This is a genomic window from Caballeronia sp. SEWSISQ10-4 2 (assembly GCF_030464885.1).
GTDB lineage: Bacteria > Pseudomonadota > Gammaproteobacteria > Burkholderiales > Burkholderiaceae > Caballeronia.
In genome coordinates, this window is record NZ_JALPRJ010000112.1 from 1 (window position 1) to 20,235 (window position 20,235).

General features: G+C 60.6%; 16 protein-coding genes. 6 read left to right on the plus strand and 10 right to left on the minus strand.

The annotated features are described in order from the left end of the window. The first annotated feature begins 691 nt into the window (after positions 1-691). Positions 692-1,027 (plus strand): hypothetical protein, encoded by a 336-nt coding sequence (locus M0D69_RS43950; RefSeq protein WP_367619824.1) that lies wholly within the window; start codon positions 692-694, stop codon positions 1,025-1,027. Positions 1,028-1,307: 280 nt separating this feature from the next. On the opposite strand, the gene M0D69_RS39520 is transcribed toward M0D69_RS43950, so the two are convergent. From M0D69_RS39520 to M0D69_RS39530, 3 genes are read right to left on the minus strand one after another with little or no spacing between them, the layout of a single operon-like run. After that, entirely contained in the window at positions 1,308-1,940 is a 633-nt protein-coding gene (locus M0D69_RS39520; RefSeq protein WP_301787240.1) for a response regulator transcription factor, read from the minus strand. Further along, on the minus strand, positions 1,937-3,964 hold the full coding sequence (locus M0D69_RS39525; protein WP_301787241.1) for a response regulator: 2,028 nt from the start codon (positions 3,962-3,964) through the stop codon (positions 1,937-1,939). Before M0D69_RS39525 ends, M0D69_RS39520 begins: the two co-directional genes overlap by 4 nt. Next, positions 3,961-6,114: an ATP-binding protein gene (locus tag M0D69_RS39530; protein WP_301787242.1), complete on the minus strand. Its 2,154-nt coding sequence runs from the start codon at positions 6,112-6,114 to the stop codon at positions 3,961-3,963. Before M0D69_RS39530 ends, M0D69_RS39525 begins: the two co-directional genes overlap by 4 nt. Before the next feature lie 165 nt (positions 6,115-6,279). On the opposite strand from M0D69_RS39530, the gene M0D69_RS39535 reads away from it, so the two are divergent. Then, positions 6,280-7,152: a transporter substrate-binding domain-containing protein gene (locus M0D69_RS39535; protein ID WP_301787243.1), complete on the plus strand. Its 873-nt coding sequence runs from the start codon at positions 6,280-6,282 to the stop codon at positions 7,150-7,152. Here M0D69_RS39535 and M0D69_RS39540 read toward each other — a convergent pair. Beyond that, the gene (locus M0D69_RS39540; protein WP_301787244.1) at positions 7,123-7,485 is read right to left on the minus strand and encodes a hypothetical protein; all 363 of its coding nucleotides are present in this window, start codon (positions 7,483-7,485) and stop codon (positions 7,123-7,125) included. The genes M0D69_RS39535 and M0D69_RS39540 overlap by 30 nt on opposite strands. A 438-nt stretch (positions 7,486-7,923) precedes the next feature. On the opposite strand from M0D69_RS39540, the gene M0D69_RS39545 reads away from it, so the two are divergent. Together M0D69_RS39545 and M0D69_RS39550 are read left to right on the plus strand one after the other, a co-directional pair. Then, complete coding sequence (locus M0D69_RS39545) at positions 7,924-8,964, plus strand: ABC transporter substrate-binding protein (RefSeq protein ID WP_301787245.1); 1,041 nt, start codon at positions 7,924-7,926, stop codon at positions 8,962-8,964. A 105-nt stretch (positions 8,965-9,069) separates the two neighbouring features. After that, positions 9,070-10,749, plus strand: coding sequence for a GMC family oxidoreductase (locus M0D69_RS39550; protein ID WP_301787246.1), 1,680 nt, complete (start codon positions 9,070-9,072; stop codon positions 10,747-10,749). Here the strand turns inward: M0D69_RS39550 and M0D69_RS39555 are convergent. From M0D69_RS39555 to M0D69_RS39580, 6 genes are all read right to left on the minus strand, one after another. After that, complete coding sequence (locus M0D69_RS39555) at positions 10,737-12,164, minus strand: aldehyde dehydrogenase family protein (RefSeq protein ID WP_301787247.1); 1,428 nt, start codon at positions 12,162-12,164, stop codon at positions 10,737-10,739. The two genes, M0D69_RS39550 and M0D69_RS39555, sit on opposite strands and share 13 nt — an antisense overlap. A gap of 23 nt (positions 12,165-12,187) precedes the next feature. Then, positions 12,188-12,979: an ABC transporter permease gene (locus tag M0D69_RS39560; RefSeq protein ID WP_301787248.1), complete on the minus strand. Its 792-nt coding sequence runs from the start codon at positions 12,977-12,979 to the stop codon at positions 12,188-12,190. Positions 12,980-12,993: 14 nt separating this feature from the next. Next, positions 12,994-13,860, minus strand: a complete 867-nt coding sequence (locus M0D69_RS39565) for an ABC transporter permease (protein ID WP_301787249.1) — start codon at positions 13,858-13,860, stop codon at positions 12,994-12,996. Positions 13,861-13,898: 38 nt separating this feature from the next. Next, positions 13,899-15,182 (minus strand): FAD-binding oxidoreductase, encoded by a 1,284-nt coding sequence (locus tag M0D69_RS39570; RefSeq protein ID WP_301787254.1) that lies wholly within the window; start codon positions 15,180-15,182, stop codon positions 13,899-13,901. Between the two features lie 44 nt (positions 15,183-15,226). Then, positions 15,227-15,937 (minus strand): HAD-IA family hydrolase, encoded by a 711-nt coding sequence (locus M0D69_RS39575; RefSeq protein ID WP_301787250.1) that lies wholly within the window; start codon positions 15,935-15,937, stop codon positions 15,227-15,229. A 69-nt stretch (positions 15,938-16,006) separates the two neighbouring features. Then, positions 16,007-17,083, minus strand: coding sequence for an ABC transporter ATP-binding protein (locus M0D69_RS39580; protein ID WP_301787251.1), 1,077 nt, complete (start codon positions 17,081-17,083; stop codon positions 16,007-16,009). Between the two features lie 101 nt (positions 17,084-17,184). Here M0D69_RS39580 and M0D69_RS39585 point away from each other — a divergent pair, with 101 nt between their 5' ends. After that, positions 17,185-18,156: a LysR family transcriptional regulator gene (locus M0D69_RS39585; RefSeq protein WP_301787252.1), complete on the plus strand. Its 972-nt coding sequence runs from the start codon at positions 17,185-17,187 to the stop codon at positions 18,154-18,156. 582 nt (positions 18,157-18,738) lie between these two features. Beyond that, positions 18,739-20,121 (plus strand): sigma-54 dependent transcriptional regulator, encoded by a 1,383-nt coding sequence (locus M0D69_RS39590; RefSeq protein ID WP_301787253.1) that lies wholly within the window; start codon positions 18,739-18,741, stop codon positions 20,119-20,121. The last annotated feature ends 114 nt before the right edge of the window (positions 20,122-20,235 follow it).

Here is a 20,235-nt window from a genome sequence, read left to right on the forward strand (position 1 = left end):
GGGGTTCACACATCCTTCAGTCTGGCGAGCACCGTGCTATCAGGTGCCAAAAGCGTCGGGCCTGCTCCCACTTGCCCCGTTTGCACGGGCATCTGACGCATTGCCTGCCGCATCGACATGACGCTGAACACTCCTTCTCGTTCGGCCCTTCGTCACTAGCTTCAGCCTCGCCGGCCTATCCTGTGACTAATTCGGCCTCTGCTGACTTCTCGCTCCGGCTCGACGCCGTCACCCTTTCAGGCATAAAGCAAGATCTCCCCAGGTAAGAACCCACTCCTTCGCTGCGCAACCGCCGGATCTACGCCACCGCCCCTTGATCACGAGAGCTTTGCGGTTTTCTGCCCGCTCGCCCTGGTTGGCAACGCCTTCTATCCGGTTCTTGTTCATCGGCTCGCAGTTTCGGTCCACGCTTCCTCCCCACGCTCGGTCACCCTCACGCAGTTGCGCTTCGCTTCGCTCGCTGTGATCAACTTGCGGCGGGACTTGCACCCACAAGAGTGCGCCCATGCTGGGCGCACAAAAAAAAGGCGCCGTGCGGAACACGACGCCTTAAATTCTAGCTCCGAGGGGAGGGCTAGAACTGAGAGCCTGACCATCTCAACCTCCCGGCGCAAGGGCCGCTGAAGGTTCTACAACCTTGCCGCACCAACATGCGGCGGCGTGACTATCAATGCATCACACCGAAAAAAGCATGAACGGCGTCGCCTGGCGTGAGGCCTACATCGAAATAGCCCTGAAGACGATCCGCCGTCGAATCGTCCAAGACGAACGGAGGCTGGATGAACCGCGCGGCAACTGCCTTGTCGTACCAGACACTGATCCAGCTGCCGAGGTCAACCACTTCTTCCTCTCGTGGCATTCCGGATTTGTTAGCCATGGAATCTCCGCGGAACTCACCAAAGGTCGTCAAACTACCATCCGGACACGCTTCATCGAAGCCTTCCGGGAGACGGTGGGAACACTTGCCAAGAGCCATCGTGATGATAGAAAACAAGAGTTGAACAACAGACAGATTTACTGCACCTAAACGTAAGCGCCGTAACCGCAACCGCTGTACTCGCCAGGGAAACACCAAACGAACTGACCTACACTTGACCGGTAGCGGCTACCAACAACTGCGATTCCGCGATGGCTCACGACCCAAGGAATTTGGCCATTGCCAGCCCGTCCGTCCAGACCGTTTCGCATGACACCATGCTATCTGGTTCAGATGGTTTTTCCAGTCGGTAGAAGCGGAATTTGATCTAGGGATACCCTGCAACCGCTATAGGGATTTCCTGACAAGCCTGCCACGCCATTCAACTCCCTTACTCCGTCACCAGACCGTGCCTCACCGCGTACCGGATGACTTCAGAATTGTTGTTAAGCCCGAGCTTCTGCATAAGCCGCATCTTGTGCGTGCTGATGGTTTTTGCGCTAAGCGACAACGCATCGGCAATGTCGTTGATGCTGTTGCCGGCCGCGAGCATTTGCAGCACCTGGAACTCGCGATCCGAGAGGATCTCGTGCGGAGGCCCGTCGCTTGAAGGCGAGTCGAAAACAATCGCATCGACCAGTTTGGGATCGATGAACCGGCCCCCCGCCGCCAGCTTGCGGATAGCAGCCAGCAGGACCTCGAGGTCGCTGTCCTTGGTCACGTAGCCCGTCGCGCCTGCGCGCAACGCCCGCGACACCACCTGCCCCTCATTGTGAATGCTCAGCACCAGGATCGGCAACGTGGGTTGCTCCGCCCGCACGCGCCGGATCAGATCCACGCCGCTAATGCCGGGCATGGTCATATCGAGCAATAGCAGATCCACGTGGCAAGCACGCAGCTTGTCGACGACTTCGGACCCGTGCCCCGCTTCACCTACCACCGCAATGTCGCTGGTCGTGGCAACGATCTGCTTCAGGCCGCTTCTTACGATTGCGTGGTCATCCGCTATAAAAATACTGATCATTGTTCTCGTCCGCCATCCAGCGGTAAATTGATTGAAACCATGGTTCCGGCGCCTGGTGCACTGTCGATCTGCAACGTCCCTCCAATCAAGCGGGCCCGCTCGCTCATGCCGAGCAAGCCGTAGGAATAACCGTCTTGCGCCAACTCCATATCGAAGCCCTGGCCGTCGTCGCTCACCCGCAAATCGAGCGCCACGTCGCTGCTGACAAGCGTCACAGCCACGCGAGAAGCGCCGGCATGCCGCGATACATTCGTGAGCGACTCCTGGACGATACGGAACACGGCCGTCGCATGGGCGTCGGCAAGACTGGGTTCACCACCTCGAACCACCAGTTGGCAAGGCATGCCGTTACGCCGGCTGAAGTCTTCCGCAAGCCACTCCAGGGCCGACACAATACCGAAGTTGAGCGCCGCCGGTCTCAAGTGGCTCGCAACGTTGCGTACCATCCAGATGGTTTTCTCGACCAGCTCCCGGATATCGTCGATCTTCCGGGTAGCTTCCGCGTCCGGGACTACGCGCATCTTGAGCAGTGCAACATCCATTTTTAGCGCGGTGAGCAGCTGACCCAGTTCGTCGTGAATCTCCAATGCTATGCGCCGCCGCTCCTCTTCGCGGATTGCCTCCAGGTAGGCCGACAACTCGCGCAACTGCTCGCGCGACGCAAGCAGTTCCTCCTCGGTACGCTTGCGCTCGGTGATGTCCTGGACAGTACCAACGATACCCCACGACTGCCCGTCTCTCGCATCCACGAGTTCTGCCTGAAGCCGTACGATACGCGTGCTTCCATCCGGACCCACGATACGATGGTCAATGCCAAACGATTGCCCTCTGGAGAGCAATACACGCATCGCACGCCTGACAACGGCGTGGTCGTCGGGATGGACCACCGCGAGATAAGCGCTATAACACGGCTTAGCGACCGACGGTTCAAGACCGAGAATACGGTAGAGCTCGGACGACCAGTGCGTGATGCCGCCATCTCGATCCCACGCCCAGTCGCCGAGCCGGGCAAGGCGCTGGGCGTTGGCGAGGCTCGCTTCGCTCGCTCGCAGTTTCTCGTCGGCTTTCCTGCGCGCGGTGACATCGTAGAGTCCCACGTAGATAGCTGGGACGTCGCCGTAGGTAGCCACGCGTGCGTTCGCCACGGCCCAGAACGAGGTCCCGTCAGGCCGCCTGAAACGCAACTCCGCGTTGCGCAAATTTCCGTCGTCGCGCAGATGATGCACTAACTCGTCGCGTTCCTGGGGCGAAGCATAAAAGTCGACGATGTTACCAACGGGAGGCCGCGTTGCGTCGAGCGCAAAGAGTTCACGCAGCGGCTGGTTCATGTACAGGATGTCGCCTTCCGGCATGGACGTGATGCACAGCGGCACCGGGCTGGTCTCGACAATCGCGCGAAACCGCGCCTCGCTTTCCTTCAGCCGCGCCTCCACGCCTCTGCGTTCGACAATCTCCAGATTGAGGCTGACATTGGCCCGCGCCAGCTCCTCGGTGCGTTGCGCGACCCGCGCCTCGAGTTCGTCTCGTGCATCGGATAACGCTTGCTGGGTTTTTTCGCGCTCGGCAATCTCATGCTGCAACTGCATGTTCCGCGTCACGAGTTGCTGCTGTAAGGTGCGCAATGCCAGATGCGTGCCAATGCGCGCCACGACTTCGTCAACCCGGATCGGCTTGGTCACGTAGTCGACGCCGCCCGCCGCAAGCCCTTCGACCACGTCGGCAGTCGCGGACATCGACGTCATGAAGATCACCGGAATGTCGCTGGTATCGCTATTCGATTTAAGCCGGCGGCAGGTCTCGTAGCCGTCTATGCCGGGCATCTTGACGTCCAGCAGGATGAGATCGGGCTGCGAGAACGCCGCGCGCTCCAGCGCCTCCAGACCGTCCAGCGCCACGAGCACGCGAAACCCCTGGCCCTCGAGGCTCTCCACCACGACGCTCAGATTGGCAGGCGTGTCGTCCACGATCAAAACCGCGGGAGGCTCCATGGTTGCCGCTGCAAGGTCGATAGCGGTCTCGCTCATGACGCTTGTCCCCCTTCAAGATGTTGTTCGACGAATTGCACGAGAGCCTTGGTCCGATAGTTTTTTGCGAGCGTGCGTAATTCAGCGGCGAACGCGCTATAACGCTCGTCGAGCATCGTGATGCGTTCCGCCCACAGCATGATTTCGCGCATGTTGCCCTGGCGTGCAAGCCGATGCAGGCTCTCCATCTCGTGAGAAGGCACGGCCAGGCACGGTGCCGCCGTCGTGGGCTCCGCCAGCGCTTCGCCAAGCGGCGCATAAGTCCAGGTCAGTTTCAGCACTCCTGCAATCTGCGCCAGCAGCGTGTCGAGGTGGATGGGTTTCGCCACGAACGCGTCTGCGCCGGCAGTCAGGCTGCGCTGTTCATCGCCACCCGACGGGCTTGCCGAGATTGCGATGATCGGCACATTGGCAAGGTCCGGCAGAAGCCGCAAGCGCCGTATGGTCTCGAGTCCGTCCATCTCCCGCATCACAATGTCGGTCAGGACCAGCGACGGACGCTTCAACCGGGCTTTCTCCAGCGCTTCCGGGCCGCTGGCGGCTTCAATCATCTCGAAGCCGATCTGGCCCAGCATGTCGACCACCACCACGCGGTTGGTGGGCACGTCGTCGATCACCAGCACATTCATACGCGGTCCTGCATAGCCGGTCACCACCCGTGCGGCATGAGCGACTGCCGACACAGACGGTACCGGAACTGCCTCCAGGTCGAACCAGAAGGTACTGCCCTCGCCTTTGCGGCTCTCGACCATGATGTCGCTCCCCATCGAACGCATGAGCTGCCGGCTGATGCCGAGGCCAAGCCCCGCTCCGCCACGATGCCGCTGTTCATCGCCGGTCTGTTCGAACGGCTCGAAGATCAGCTCCCGTTGCGTTTCACCAATGCCGATTCCCGTATCTTCAACAGTAAAGCGGACCCGGCCGTCGAGCAACAGCGCCACACGCAGGCTCACGTGGCCGCAGTCGGTGAACTTCACCGCGTTCGCCAGCAGGTTGAGCAGTACCTGACGCAGCCGCCGCTCGTCGGCACGCACGGCGTTGGGCACGTCGGGTGCTGCGTCGCACACAAAGACAAGCTGCTTTTGTTCGGCCTTCACACCGATGATTTCCCTGATGTCGCCAAGAAGACCGGGGAGCGGCACCGCCACGATATCGAAGGGCATTTTGCCTGCCTCGATCTTGGAGATATCGAGAATGTCGTTGATCAGCGCCAGCAGATGCTCGCCACTGCGCTGGATCACGCCGAGCCCGTCACGCTGCCGCTCGCTGAGCGTCCGGTCGCGGCCCAGGACTTGCGCGTACCCCAGGATGCCATTCAGCGGCGTACGCAGTTCGTGGCTCATGTTGGCGAGGAATTCAGATTTCGCCCGGTTGGCCGCCTCCGCGGTGCGCCGGGCTTCGCGCCCCTCGGTAGCTTCCCGCTCGTCCTTATAAGCGCAATGAAGGCGAGCGCACATGGCGTCGAATGCGGCCACTACGCGCTCGAGTTCGTCCGGCTGGCGTGGACGCCTGCGTTGCAGCGTAAAAGCTTCCGGCGCGTGCCGGAAGTCATAACTTTCAACGCGTCGCGCCACCGTGGCGAGGTGGCGCGTGACGAGTCGCGAGAAAATGTAGATGGTGAACAGGGACACGAGAAACGTATTGGCGCCCTGGCTTAGCAGGATCACCAGTGCCGTCCTGAACAGTTCGTTATACAGGTTCTCGAGTGTAGCCTCCACGCGCAGCGTGCCGATCGGCTCCTCGTGCCCTTGAATACGGTAGACGATCGGAAAACTGCGCACGATGACCGGGCCGTGCGGGTGAGTTCCGGCGGCGACCACCATGGAACTGTCGCTGGCAATCACCTCCGTGACTTCGGCCAGCCGGATGTCCGGCAGATGGAGGATGCCTTCGAGCTGGAGTTCGAGCTGTGGCCGGTCCAGCCGCCAGAGCGCTTCGCCCAGGCTGCCGCGATAACTTCCATCGATCTCCGCAAGCCGGCTTTCAATGAGCATTACTCCCCGGTGGTAATCGCGATACAGTTGAAGCGCCGTCAGCGTCAACGTGACCGTGCAACTGAACAGAAAGACGATAGCGAGCAGCCGCATCACGACACTGCTGCGGTGGCGGCCGACCAGATCACACAGTCCGCCAAACGTTTTGAGCGCCATATTTCCTCAGACCAGCCTTTGTTCTCGACCCGCCTATTCTGCGCTCTCTAAAACGGCGATGGTCTAACGACGTGCTGAGAAGAGGAACGCAAAGGGCTGGCCGGTTGTCGCGGCAATCAGGCAACGCCGTTAAGCTTGCCGGTATTCCGTGGTTGGGAGAAAAGCATGCGTATTGTCCTCATGGGATGGCTAGCCGTGCTCACGATGACCTCGACGGTGTGCGCGCAGGATATCGTGAAACCCCTGAAGTCCGAGGAATACCTGGTCCGCTACGCGTATGCGTTCGAATTGCTCACCGAAGTGCTGCGGCGGACAACGCCGAAATACGGCCCTTACGTCGAGCGTGCTTATACGGACGACATCTCCGTTGCGCGCTCGCATCTGGAAGCGATCAAGGGAAAACGGATCAACATCATGATCAGCGACGTAGGCCACAAGGATTTGGACGAGGGCATGATTCCAGTCCCTTTTCCCATCGACAAGGGTTTGCTTGGCTACCGTGTAGCGCTGATTTCAAAGGACAGTCAGGCGAAAATTGCCGAGGTCACGACGCTCGATCAATTCCGCTCACTGTCGGTCGGCCAGGGTGCGTTATGGGGCGATGTCCGCGTATACGAGTACAACCGCGTCCCGGTGAGAACCGCCGAGACTTATGACTCTTTATTTCTCATGCTGACGCATGGGCGCTTCGACATGTTTCCGCGTGGCGTAACCGAGGCGCCCGGAGAGCTTGCAGCCTACCGCGACCGTTATCCCGAGCTCGCGATCGAGCAGCATCTGTTAATTAAATATGCGTTTGCACAATGCTTCTACGTCAGCAAATCCGATCCGCGTCTGGCGACCCGCATCAGCGACGGCCTGGAACAAATGGAGCGCGACGGCAGCTTTGACGCCTTCTTCAACCGCCATTTCGCGAGGCAACTAGCCGGACTCAAGCTAAAGACGCGAACCATCATCGAGCTCAAGAACCCGTTCCTGCCGCCGTGGGTTCCCTATGCCCGCAAGGAGTTATGGTTCGATCCGGCAAAGGCGCAGTAACTTCGACGTAACCCATGCGCGGTCCCGACCCTGACGATCAACCGCGTAGTATTCCGGCGCATGCACCTGCAGGTCTTTAATGTGTTGTTCTAATTCGACCAGCAGTTTTGTTTGCTCTTCGTTCAACGCGCCGCCATGCGATTTCCGAAGCTCGCCCAGGGTATTGGAGATTTGTCTCAGCGAGGCCGGTTCAATGCTTATCAACGGCCAGCAATGCAGCAGGAACGTCAAGGAGGTGATGTTCCTGGTTTCGCACCACGCGTCGAACAAGCGCGAGCAGATGCCCTCGATTTGCCCGACGGCAGTTCCATGGTTGAAAAGATCGGCACTCATCGTAGCTTGGCGGACACGGAGTTTTGAGTAAGTTGATCGTAGAACACGACCCACTGTTTTTAAATCGGGAAACCCTCGAAATTCGCTAAGAAAGCGCTGTTCTGCCTCTAAGGGATTCCTTACCTCGCCGCCGGCGCCCTTCCGGCAAAACCCAGGTCACACTGCCACACGTTGAGTTGATCATTACCCCATGTTATGGGTGCTCAAACAATTGCGGCATTGCCACCTGGAAAATGGCCCCCTATATTTTCTCCATGCCCGTCATGCAAGCCTTGCCTTGCAGTGCAACAGCCAGCGCTTAAGCATTCGAGTCCGAACGAAGACCAAGGCCCGCAGCAGACATTACATTGATCGCGTGTCAGACCTGACACTTCAGTCAAGCCCCATGCGACTCCATGATCCGCAGCCGAATCATTCAACCACCCAGGACCGCCGTCGATGAGAACCCTGTCGCTTCGCCCCGTCGCACTGTCGCTGCTAATTGGTCTTGCCTCATCCGGACCGGCGTTTGCCGCCGGACAAATAACCTTCGTGTCGCAAGGCGGCACCTATCAGGAAGCTCAGACCAAGGCCATTCTGGATCCCGCCGCAAAGCTGCTCGGCATCACGGTCAACCAGGACAGCATTCCGGATGCATGGCCGGCCATCAAGGCGCAGGGCGCGACCGGCAAACCGATCTGGGACGTAGTGGATACCCCAACGTCGAACTGTCTGCGCGGCGGCCGCGAAGGCTTGCTTGAAAAACTGGATTTTTCGAAGCTGCCGAACGCAGCCGCCATGCCGGAAAAGTACCGCACTCCTTATTCAGTCGCTTACGAGTTCTATTCGACGGTGATCGGCTACAACACGAAGTCGCTCAAGAAAGTGCCGCAAAGCTGGGCCGATTTCTGGAACGTGAAGGCGTTCCCCGGCACACGCGCGCTTCGTAACGATCCGCAAACGGTGCTCGAAGCCGCCTTGCTCGCCGACGGCGTGGCGCGTGACAAGCTCTATCCGCTGGACGTCGACCGGGCCTTCAAGAAACTCCAGCAGATCAAGCCGGATGTCACCGTATGGTGGACGTCGGGAGGGCAGTCGGCGCAACTGCTGCACGACGGCGAAGTGGACATGGAGATGATCTGGAACGGTCGCGCAAGCGCCGTGAAGAAGGACAATCCAGATATTGCCTTTACCTACCACGACGGCATCCTGCAAAACACGCAGTTGTGCATCCTGAAGAACGCGCCGAACCTGCCGACGGCTATCCAGTTCGTGAACGCGGCGGTATCGCCGGAATTGCAGGCTAACCTGCCGCTTTATATCGACTATGGTCCGGGCAATCCGGCCGCGTTCAAGACCGGCAAGATCACCGAGAAGCGTGCGAGCGAATTGCCAAGCTCGCCGGAGAATGCAGCCAAGCAAGCGTTGATGTCCGAGGACTGGTGGGCGTCCGAACCCGGTATTCAGGCCAAGGCGCGGTGGCTCAAGTTCATGCAGTGAACGACCGCCTTATTCAAGCTGTTGGCTGGCTGCATGCGCTCGGGAAACTCCACGCTCCCGGGCGTTCATGCATCTCCTCTGCCATGACGCTCCCCTAAGCAGAACGTGATCGACTACCTTATTCTCGGCGGTGGATCGGCTGGATGCGTGCTTGCTGCGCGCCTGTCAGAAGACGCCGGCAAGACCGTTTGCCTGATTGAAGCCGGCGGCCCTATTTCCGCTGCCAGCATGCCCGCTGCTATCCGCAGCCGCTATCCCGGCCGCGCGTATCTGAATACCCGCCATATATGGAAACGACTCACGGCAAAGATGAGCCTTGCGGTTCAGCCGCGCCGTTACGAGCAGGCCCGTATCCTCGGCGGCGGCTCGGCCATCAACGCGCTGATGGCGAATCGCGGAGCCCCCGCTGACTACGACGAGTGGGAGTCGCTCGGCGCGCACGGCTGGAACTGGACCGCGTGCCTGCCCTACTTTCGCAAGCTCGAAACAGATACGGACTTCGGCGGCGAACTGCATGGAGAAACCGGGCCGGTCCGCATCAAACGCACGGCCTGGCCGCGTATATCGCCGTTCGTACGATCTGTGCTTGCTACGCTGGAGCGTCGCGGCCATGCCAGGTTCGACGATCAAAACGGACCGTGGCAAGACGGCACCTTCGTTGGCGCAATTGCGGTAAGCGCCGAAGGCGAACGGATTCCGACCTCCATCTGCTATCTCACCGATGCCGTCCGCCAGCGCCCGAACCTGACAATCAGGACCGACGTCCTGGCGGACCGCATGCTATTCGACAACACCAGGGCGATCGGCGCGCGCCTCGCTTCGGGCGAGGACCTGCACGCCGCTCAGGTGATCCTGTGCGCAGGCGCGATCCATAGCCCCGCGATACTGCTGCGCAGCGGCATCGGTCCAGCAGATGACCTCGCTGCACTGCACATCCCACTGGTCGCGGACCGGCCCGGCGTCGGCGGCAACCTGATGGAGCATCCGTCCATCGCCGTCTCCGCCTTCCTGCCCAAGTCCGCGCGCACACCCTTCCCCGATGAACATCACGAGCAGGCCATCGTGCGCTTTTCGTCGGGTCTGCCGGGTACCGTTCAAGGCGACATGCACGGCGCGATCCTCTCGCGTTCGGGCTGGCATTCCATAGGTTATCGGCTGGGGACGATCTTCTTCTGGGTCAACAAATCGTACTCACGCGGGCGGGTCACGCTGACATCGGCGAGTCCGCTCGATGAACCTGCCGTAGAGTTCAACATGCTCTCCGATCCGCGCGACCTTGAACGCCTGAAGCTCGCGGTTCGCTTCGGCGCACAGACGCTCGCAGACCCTTCGATGGCAGGTCATCGCAGCACGATTTTCCCGTCGAGTTATTCACCGCGAGTTGCCAAGGTGGCGGTGCCGGGAACCGCGAACGCGATCCAGCGCGGGGTGTTGAGCGCGATACTGGATTGGGCCGGGCCGTTGCGACAAACCCTGATTCACCGGCTGGTGACGCAAGGAATATCCATCACCAGTCTGCTCGACGACGACCACGCCATGACGCAGTTCGTCACGCGTTCGGTCGGTGGCACGTGGCACCCTTCGGGAACATGCAGGATGGGCGCGGCCGATGATCCGGCGGCCGTCACGGACGCATCGGGCGCCGTCTACGGCGTACAGAACCTGCGGGTCTGCGATGCCTCGCTGATGCCTTCTATCCCGTGCGCGAACACGAACATCCCGACCATCATGATCGCCGAGCGGATCGCCGACATAATCCGCTCGGCGGCTCGTCAGGCACCGTAACCGACAATGCCCTTGACCTCGAGAAATGCCTCGAGTCCCCATTCGCCGTACTCGCGGCCATTGCCCGATTGTTTATAGCCGCCGAACGGCGCGCCTGCGTCCCATGCGGGATAGTTGAGGTGGACGCTGCCGGCGCGCAACCGGCGCGCCACGCGCCGGGCGCGTTCAATGTCGCCGGATTGCACATAGGCGGCGAGGCCGAACACGCTGTCGTTGGCCATGGCGATGGCATCGTCCTCGTCGCGATACGGCAAGATAGACAGCACCGGGCCGAAGATTTCATCGCGTGCGATGGTCATGTCCGGGGTCACGCCTGCAAACACTGTCGGCCGGACGAAGTAACCGCGCGTCAGCCCATCAGGCCGGCCGGGTCCGCCGGTTACCACGCGAGCGCCCTCGTCCATGCCGGTTTCAATCAAGCGCTGGATGCGCTCGAACTGCAACGCGCTGACCACCGGTCCAAGGGTCGTGCCGGCTGCATCGGCGGGACCCACTACATGGGCTTCGGCCGCACGGCAAGCGATTGCCACCGCTTCTTCGTGCCGCGCCGCTGGCACGAACATGCGCGTGGGCGCATTGCACGACTGGCCGCTATTGCCGAAACATGCATTCACGCCCGCGGTCACGGCGGCGTCGAGATCGGCGTCGTCGAGAATCAGGTTCGCCGACTTGCCGCCCAGCTCCTGGTGCACGCGCTTGACTGTTGGTGCGGCCAGCCTGGCGACTTCGATGCCCGCGCGTGTCGAGCCGGTGAACGACACCATGTCCACATCGGGATGGCTGCACAACGCGGCGCCGACTGTCGGGCCATCGCCGTTCACGAGATTGAATACGCCCGGCGGAACACCCGCTGCGTCGAGTACCTCGGCGAACAGAAGCGCGTTCAACGGCGACACTTCGCTGGGCTTGAGCACCATCGTGCAACCAGCGGCTATAGCCGGAGCGACCTTGCAGACGATCTGATTGATCGGCCAGTTCCACGGTGTGATTAGCGCTACGACGCCGATCGGTTCATGCGTGATGAGTGTCGTCCCTTTCTTTCGCTGCCAGGTGAACGCCTCGCAGGTTCGGATCAGTTCCTTGAGATGCCGCGTGCCAAGTCCGGCCTGCCAGCCGTGTGCCAACGCACGCGGCGCGCCTATTTCACGCGAGATGAGCTGCGCCATCTCGTCGTAGCGTTCGCTGTACGCTTCCAGGATCTTGCGGATCAGCGCAAGCCGTTCCTCCGGCGTGGTCAGAGCGAACGACGCGAACGCCTTGCGTGCCGCGACGACCGCGCGATCGACATCGGCGGGGGTGCCCATCGCAATCTCGGCGAAGGCCTCTTCGGTGGAAGGATCAATGACGGGCAGACGTGTCTGGCCCGCTGGCGCGACCCACTCGCCGCCGATATAAAACTGCAATTCATGGCTCATTGCGGGCTCCGGTTATGAATCGTTCAGACGCGTGCGGATGACTTGCGGCTCACCACGACAATCATCACGAGGCACAGCGTCAAGGCGGTCAGCATCGTGCAGATCGCGGCGATGGTCGGATCGATCTCGTCGCGCAAGGTGACGAACATGCGGCGCGTGAGGGTCTGGTTCGTGCCACCCGAAACAAACAGCGCGACCACCGTTTCGTCCAGCGCCTGGATGAATACGAACACCGCGCCGGAGACCACGCTCGACTTGATCTGCGGCAGCGTGACCGTCATGAAACTGCGCAGGCGGTTCATGCCAAGACTACGCGCAACCATCTCCTGGGTGGGATCGAAGGTACGCAAATCCGCGCCTACGGAAATAAGCACATAAGGCAAACCCAACATTGTGTCCGCGATAATCAGCCCGCCCAGGGTATTCACGTATCCCATTTGCGAGTACACGAAAAACACGCCGACTGCGACTATGATAATAGGGACCATCAGCGGCAACATGAGCACGGTGCGCAGATAACGCATGCTGCGGTGCGTGCCGTTCTGGATCGCATACGCGGCTGCCACGCCGAGCGGCGTTGCGATCAGCGCGGCACAGGTCGAGGCAATCAACGTGGTCCGCGCTGCATCGATCCACGCCGGGTTGCCGAAGAACGCGTGGTACCAGCGCAGGGAGTAGCCGGGTGGCGGGAAAGTCATGAACCGCGTGTCGGAGAACGACAGCGGCACGACGATCAGGATCGGCACCATCAGGAACACGAGGATCAGGACCACAGCGAAGCCGAGGACGATGCGGCCGAACGAGGGTGGTTTCATTTCGGTCATTGCGTTCATTTCGCGCCCAGGGTTTTTTCGAGCGGAACCACGCGGCTCGCGGCGTAGAAGATGGCGAACACGCAAAGCAGCAACACCACGCTGACCGCACTTGCCGCGCCCCAGCTATTGTAGATCTCGACGTTGCGGCTCACGACCATGGACACCATGACCGACTTGCCGCCGCCCATCAGTTCGGGTGTGATGTAAAAGCCGAGACACAGGATGAACACAAGCGTGACGCCTGCGATGACCCCACTCATCGATAACGGCAGGAACACGCGCGCAAACACATGCAGCGGCGAACCGCCAAGACTTGCGCCGGCTTGCGAGAGGTTCTGCGGAATTTTCTGCATCGCCGAATAGAGCGGCAGCACCATGAACGGCAACAGGATGTGCACCATGGCAACGACCGTGCCGAGTTGGTTGTACGCGAGTTGCAAGGGATGATCGATGAGACCGGTCGCTATCAGCGACTTGTTGATCACGCCGGTGCGTTGCAACAAGACGAGCCAGGCGTAAGTCCGCACCAGCACGCTGGTCCAGAAAGGCAGGATGACCATGCCAAGTATCAGCGCGCTGAACCTGGGTGACACGGACGCCGCGAAATACGCCACCGGGTAACCCAGCAACAAGGTCACGACCGTGACGATCACACTGAGTTTGAAGGTCAGCAAGAACGTATCGAGGTACACGCCGGTAAATATTCGCCGGTAGTTCTCGAACGTGAAACCGTGGTTCCAGATGGACTGCCACGAGAGCCATGCAAGCGGCACGACCAGCAGCAACACGATCACCAGCAGCGCGGGCGTCATCAACAGCAGCATCGTGCAATCTTCGCGCCGTTGATAAAGCATGGAAGGATCGGCTGACGAGGTCTGCATTGCAGTCTGTCCTTGAATAGTCCGGGTGGCGCTTCGCATCATGCACCTACGGCATCGAGGAATTGATACCACGCGGCCACCAGGCGAACGCCCGGTGCACGCAGCGAATGGAACGGCACAGGGTTCAGGCCGGGCGCCGCAAGCAACGAAAGCTCCGGCTTATCGCCGAGTGCGAGAGCCGCCGCATGCTGCCCAAGCAAACTAGCCATCGCTACCCCCGCCCCGTTATAACCGAGACAAAAAGTCGTTGTGTCGTCGCTGCGGCCCACATGAGGCAGCGAGTTGAACGTCATGCCGACATAACCCGACCATGCATACTCTACGCGCACGCCGGCCAGATCCGGAAAAAGCGCGGCCATGGCCTGCTGCAATGCATCGAAGCCGGTCGTCTGCCCTTCCTTGCCGAACGCGTCGCGTCCGCCGAACAGCATGCGGCCATCGACTTTGCGAAACCATTTCATCATGCGCCGCGTCTCCGTATAGCTGCGGCGCTCGACCATCAGACGGGCATCGAGTTCGGCCGGCAGACGTTCCGTTGCGATCATCGCGCTGCGGAACGGCACCAGCTCCCGTTGATACGCCGCAGTCGCGGGCGTCAGGTTCGAATAGGCGTTGGTGCCGACTATCACCTGCTTCGCCCGGACCGTACCGTTCGGGGTGCGCAAGGTCACGCCACCGCTGCCGCTTGAGCGAATCATGTCGAGCACAGGTGTCGATTCGTAGATTTCCACCTTGCGCTGCGTGAGGCCGGCCGCCAGTCCGCGCACGTATTCCAGCGGCAGGATGGTACCGGCGTCAGCGCTCAGCACGCCGCCGACAAACGCCTTCGATCCCGTTTCATGCTCGACCTCGGCACGCGATTGAACGGTCATCGTAGTGTCGCCGAGTTGTTGCTTCACCCACTCTGCCTCAGCGCGAATCGACGCGAATGCGCGTTCGGTATGAGCGCAGCGGAGACTGCCGGTGTGTTCAAAACGTGCACGGCCAAGTTTGAATTCATCGATGAACTGTTCGACCACCCGCACGCCGTCGTGCGCGAGCCGGTGCATCGTCTTCGCGGTTTCAAGACCGTGCAGGCGTTCGATGGCGGGAAACGACAAGCGGAACTTCGACGACACCACGCCGCCGTTGCGTCCGCTCGCGCCCCAGCCGACCGGATTGGCGTCGAGCACGACCGCGTGCACGCCCCGCTTTTGCAACGCGTACGCCGCCGACAACCCCGAGTAGCCCGCACCGATCACCGCCACGTCCACGATGAGATCGCGATCGAGCGGCGCACCTGTGCTAACGGGTGCTTCTGCTGAAGGCTCGGCACCCGCCATGGCGATCCATAGAGACGACGCGCCCGGTCGAGTCACCGGCTGCTTCATGCGGCGCGCGCTTCGGCTTCCACGGCGTCGGCAAGCGCGGCTAGCGTCGGGAAAGTGAACGTCGGCGTGATGACGGCGTTCGGCGTCGGCGTCGCGCCAAAACCCTTCATACCCTGACGACGTTCGATCCAGCAGGTCGCATAACCGAGTTCGGTTGCAACACCAATGTCGTGATACTGGCTTTGCGCCGTGTGCAGGATCTCGCTGAACTTATAGCCGAACGCCGCTTGACGGCCGCGGTTGTACGCGAAGAATTGCGGGTCCGGCTTGGCGACGCCGGTTTCATCGGCGCATACGGTGTCGTCGAACGGATCGCCCAGCGTGTGCGCGTAAGCCGACAACGCCACGCGATCCGCGTTTGTCATGGCGACCAGCCGATAGTGCTTGCGCAGCCGCTTGAGCGCCGCCACCGAGTCTTCGAATGCGGGCCAGTCGAGCACGTCGCGCTGGAACGCAGCGGCGGTCTCGTCGTCCCCGGGCAGGCCGAGTTCGCCCGCAAGCGACTTGTACACGTTTGCCATTTCTACGCTGGAACGGCCCGGAAACGTCGCGCGGCCGCGCATGTAGGGCTCGAAGATCTGGTCGTCGGTGAGATCCTTCGCCGCCGCGCCGCTCAGACGGCGCACCGACGCCAGCACGCCGCGCTCGAAGTTGATGAGCGTGCCGACCACGTCGAACGTCAATACCTTGAAATCCTTGAGCTTCATGATTCGTAATCCTCTATAGTCCGTTTGGAATGTTGACGATATTGCCCGCTTTCACGGGCGTATAAAAACTCAAGCCGGCACGACGATGGTGTCCTGCGGATCGAGCAAGACCGTCATCTCTGCACCCGGCGCGGGGATTCGTTGGCGCGCGTCGTGACTGCCGGGCTGCCTGAGACTGATCGGCGTGCCGTCGGCGAGGGTGGCGAATACCCGCAGGCTCTCGCCCTGATACAGCACCTCGGTGACGCGGCACACCAGCCGGTTCACGCCGGGCCTTTCGTGCCCGCCATCTATCACCAGCTTTTCGGTCTGCACCGCCAGCAAAAGCTTTTCGCCGCGCGGCAGCGGGTGTGCGGTTCGCAAGACAATGCTGCCCAGCTTCACGGCGTCATCGCCCGCGCGGGTGATATCGAGCAACGTCGCCTCGCCGATAAAACTCGCTACGAACGCGTCGCACGGACGGTCGTATAGACGCTCCGGCGTATCGATCTGGATCAGCCGCCCGTTACGCAGCACGGCCACGCGGTCGCTCATGGTGAGCGCCTCGCGCTGGTCGTGGGTCACGTAGACAATCGTCGCTTCCAGCTTCCTGTGCAAGCGCCGCAATTCGATCTGCATGGTCTCGCGCAACTGCTTGTCGAGTGCTGAAAGCGGTTCGTCCATCAGGATCAGTTGCGGTTCGAAGACCATCGCGCGAGCCAGTGCCACGCGCTGGCGCTGGCCGCCCGACAACTGGCTAATGCCGCGGCTTTCATAACCGCTCAGCTCGACCATCGCCAGTGCATCGGATACCTTGCGGGCCCAGCCCGCTTTTGGCTGACGCCGTGCCCGCAGCGGAAACGCCACGTTCTCGCCAACCGTCATATGCGGGAACAGTGCGTAGTTCTGGAACACGATACCGATGTCGCGCTTGTGCGGTGGCGCGTATGTAATATCCCGCTCTCCCACCCACACCGCCCCGGAGCTCGGCTGCACGAAGCCGCCCAGGATGCCGAGCAAGGTGGTCTTGCCCGAGCCGGAGGGCCCGAGCAGCGAGACGAATTCGCCGGGGGCAATATCGAGCGACACGTCGTCCAGCGCGACCACGGAGCCATAACGCTTCGCGGCCGATCGGATCGAGACACCTGCTTTCGCCCTTGCATCCATACGCTGTTTTCTCGCCACGAAGTCTTCGGTTGGTCAAAATATACGGCGCACTTTTTTTGGCGGCAATTCCCGAATTGTTGGATCAGGCATAACATGAGGTCATGCCTAATCTACGCAAGAAACTGCCGAGCGCGAATGCGCTGTTCGTCTTCGAAGCCGCCGCGCGCTGCGGTAACTTTACCCGCGCGGCGCAGGAGCTTTATGTGAGCCAGCCTGCCGTCAGCCGCATGTTGGCGCGCATGGAAGATCATCTGGGCGTGCGTTTGTTCGAGCGTGTGCGCGGCGGTATCGAGTTGACGGAGAACGGCCGGATCCTTTACCGGAAGATCTCCGAGGGTTTTAGCGGAATCGAAGGTGCGATCCGCGAGATCGAGGCGCGTGCAACGGGGGTGGAATCGGTGACGCTGTCGGTATCGACTGCTTTCACCACGCACTGGCTGATGCCGCGCATGAACCGGCTCAATCAGGCGTTTCCTTCCGTCGACCTGCGCTTTCAACTGATTTCCGGGCGTATCGGCGGGCCGCTTGTCGACGTCGATCTCGGCATGCGCTTCACGACGCAGGACGAGATAGGCGCGAACAGCGTGCTTGTCATGCCTGAAGTGCTGCTGCCGGTATGTAATCGCCGCTATCACGAACAGGCTCTGCTGGATGAGGCCGGCGCGCATGGAGACACCGTCATCGTCATGGACGACGGCGAGCGCGGATGGCACGACCGCTTCAGCGCGTTCGCCGAGCACAAGCGGCGTGCGGCCAGCATGCTCAGCTTCAACGACTACGCCATCGTCGTGCAGGCCGCGCTGCTCGGGCAAGGGATCGCGCTGGGCTGGCTCAACGTCGTGTCGCACTGGCTCGCGGAAGGCGCTCTGCTGCCGGCTGAGCAGGAGTTGATCGTGACGAGCCGGCGTTGCTGTCTGGTATCGCCAGAAAGCCGGCCGATGCGGCCGATAGTCGAAGCGATCCGCGACTGGATCGTCGAGGAGACGCGTGCGGACATGCGCACCGTCGACAACGCTTACCCCGCGCTCGGAATTCGCGACGCGTTAAAAGGCGCCGGGCTGGTATTGGGGTGAATTAGCAAACGGCTTATGAACGCCGGCCCCGCTGCATCTTGCTTTCAAATGTTCATACAAATAATTATGCCAAACCTTTTATTCAGCTTGAATTGCGGTGTGCCTTAGTTGCGGATCACGAAAATTCGCTAGCCTTGCCTGAAATTAATTCGCCAGACGTGTGGCGTGTTGATAACAATCGAGTCTCTTCGACACAAAAAAGGGGCGAACGTGAAATAATTGCCTTGACGCTAAAAAGCAAACAAACGGGCCAGTTGCGCAGATAACATATGCTGTTGGCGGCTTCTAAGGCTTATCGGCATGGAAAAGCGCTGCTGGTCAAGACAGGGAACTTGTTACCGGTCGTTGTCTGGTTGCTGACCGAAGACAAGATGCAAACATGAAAGCGGGGCTTTATGGCACGACTAAGAGACGATCGGTCAACCTTCCGTTCTTTCAAGTTTCCGAATACGGAGTCGATATAACTAAAGCGCGTGCAGTTTTTGTGAGACCGGCAACTGCAAGTTTCGCCAAGTGTTCAAAATGTGCTGACTCCGCGGCGTTGGATAGCGGCGTTCGCTCTAACTAACCGGTATGACTTTCATGGCTGATTCCTCACCGCTTCCCAGGCATCTGTTTTACGTAGGCGATCCTTTGACGCTCGAACTTCGCTCGCTCCTGGACACGCGCGGCTGGACAGTCAAGGCCATGGAACTGAATCGTGAGACGGGGAATTTTTCATCGAAGCCCAGCGGCGGACTGCTTGATTTCTCTGCGCGAAGCGTTCTGGCCAATCTGCGTCTGGCTGAAAGCTGGTTATCGATAAAGACCGTGGGCTGGTTAGCGCTCTTGTCGCCTGCGCAGCTTGAAGATTCAACCATTCGGCGTCTCGTTCGCGACTTCTGCTTTGATTATGTGACGCTCCCGGCATCGGGGGACCGCATCTTGAACGCGCTGGGCCACGCTTACGGGATAGCGGCCCTGAATGACGGCGGCGTACGCGACCCGGCAAACGGCAAGAACAATAGTCACGCCGAAGGTGACATGATCGGCTCGTGCGATGCCATGGTCGCGCTCTTCCGTGCAATCCGCAAAGTGGCGATGACCGACGCACCTGTGTTTATCTCCGGCGAATCGGGCACCGGAAAGGAGCTGACCGCAGTAGCCATCCACGCGCGTTCAACGCGGCACGACCAGCCGTTTGTGGCGATCAACTGCGGGGCCATTCCCGCTCATCTTTTGCAGTCCGAGTTATTCGGTTATGAACGCGGCGCTTTCACCGGAGCGAACCAGCGCAAGATCGGCCGCGTGGAAGCGGCGAATGGCGGCACGTTGTTTCTCGATGAGATCGGCGACTTGCCGCTGGAGAGTCAGGCCAGCCTGTTGCGTTTTCTGCAGGAACGCAAGATCGAGCGTCTAGGCGGTCACGAGTCCACGCCGGTGGACGTGCGCATTGTCTCTGCAACGCACGTCGACATGCAGACCGCCATGGTTGAAGGCCGGTTTCGCTCGGACCTGTACCACCGGTTGTGCGTGCTGCAGATCGACGAACCGCCGTTGCGTGCACGTGGCAAGGACATCGAATTGCTGGCGAGGCATATGCTCGATCGCTTCGAAAAAGACGCGAACCGGCGTATTCGTGGTTTTGCTCCCGACGCTATCGCAGCGATTCAAAACTATGGGTGGCCGGGCAACGTGCGCGAGTTGATTAATCGCGTGCGGCGCGCGATCGTGATGACCGAAGGGCGGCTGATCGGCGCGCATGATCTTGAACTCGGCGAGTTTGCGGAATGCGTACCCATGTCGCTTGCGCAGGCGCGCGAGGTGGGGGAGCGGCAGGCGATCGAAATGGCCTTGCTGAGGAATCGCGGACGCGTGGGCGATGCGGCGCGGGAACTTGGTGTGTCGCGTGTCACGTTGTATCGGATCTTGTCTGCTTACAACATGCGGGATGCGGAGACTCCGTCGGGGCTTGGGTTGGACTAGTGGGGTCGTTCGCACTTGGGGTTCTGGGTTTTGGGGAGGTCGGGGGGATGCCGGGTTGGTGCTGCTCAGGTTAGCGGTCGGTTTAAGTTAGTTATTCTATTTATCACTATTAGC

Excerpts from the sequence above, each read along its gene's own strand:
- M0D69_RS39535 (WP_301787243.1), top strand. The coding sequence starts at position 6,280 with ATGCGTATTGTCCTCATGGGATGGCTAGCCGTGCTCACGATGACCTCG.
- M0D69_RS39520 (WP_301787240.1), bottom strand. The coding sequence starts at position 1,940 with ATGATCAGTATTTTTATAGCGGATGACCACGCAATCGTAAGAAGCGGC.
- M0D69_RS39540 (WP_301787244.1), bottom strand. The coding sequence starts at position 7,485 with ATGAGTGCCGATCTTTTCAACCATGGAACTGCCGTCGGGCAAATCGAG.
- M0D69_RS39565 (WP_301787249.1), bottom strand. The coding sequence starts at position 13,860 with ATGCAGACCTCGTCAGCCGATCCTTCCATGCTTTATCAACGGCGCGAA.
- M0D69_RS39575 (WP_301787250.1), bottom strand. The coding sequence starts at position 15,937 with ATGAAGCTCAAGGATTTCAAGGTATTGACGTTCGACGTGGTCGGCACG.
- M0D69_RS39585 (WP_301787252.1), top strand. The coding sequence starts at position 17,185 with ATGCCTAATCTACGCAAGAAACTGCCGAGCGCGAATGCGCTGTTCGTC.
- M0D69_RS39590 (WP_301787253.1), top strand. The coding sequence starts at position 18,739 with ATGGCTGATTCCTCACCGCTTCCCAGGCATCTGTTTTACGTAGGCGAT.
- M0D69_RS39545 (WP_301787245.1), top strand. The coding sequence starts at position 7,924 with ATGAGAACCCTGTCGCTTCGCCCCGTCGCACTGTCGCTGCTAATTGGT.
- M0D69_RS39525 (WP_301787241.1), bottom strand. The coding sequence starts at position 3,964 with ATGAGCGAGACCGCTATCGACCTTGCAGCGGCAACCATGGAGCCTCCC.
- M0D69_RS39560 (WP_301787248.1), bottom strand. The coding sequence starts at position 12,979 with ATGAAACCACCCTCGTTCGGCCGCATCGTCCTCGGCTTCGCTGTGGTC.
- M0D69_RS39530 (WP_301787242.1), bottom strand. The coding sequence starts at position 6,114 with ATGGCGCTCAAAACGTTTGGCGGACTGTGTGATCTGGTCGGCCGCCAC.
- M0D69_RS39580 (WP_301787251.1), bottom strand. The coding sequence starts at position 17,083 with ATGGATGCAAGGGCGAAAGCAGGTGTCTCGATCCGATCGGCCGCGAAG.
- M0D69_RS43950 (WP_367619824.1), top strand. The coding sequence starts at position 692 with ATGAACGGCGTCGCCTGGCGTGAGGCCTACATCGAAATAGCCCTGAAG.
- M0D69_RS39570 (WP_301787254.1), bottom strand. The coding sequence starts at position 15,182 with ATGGCGGGTGCCGAGCCTTCAGCAGAAGCACCCGTTAGCACAGGTGCG.
- M0D69_RS39555 (WP_301787247.1), bottom strand. The coding sequence starts at position 12,164 with ATGAGCCATGAATTGCAGTTTTATATCGGCGGCGAGTGGGTCGCGCCA.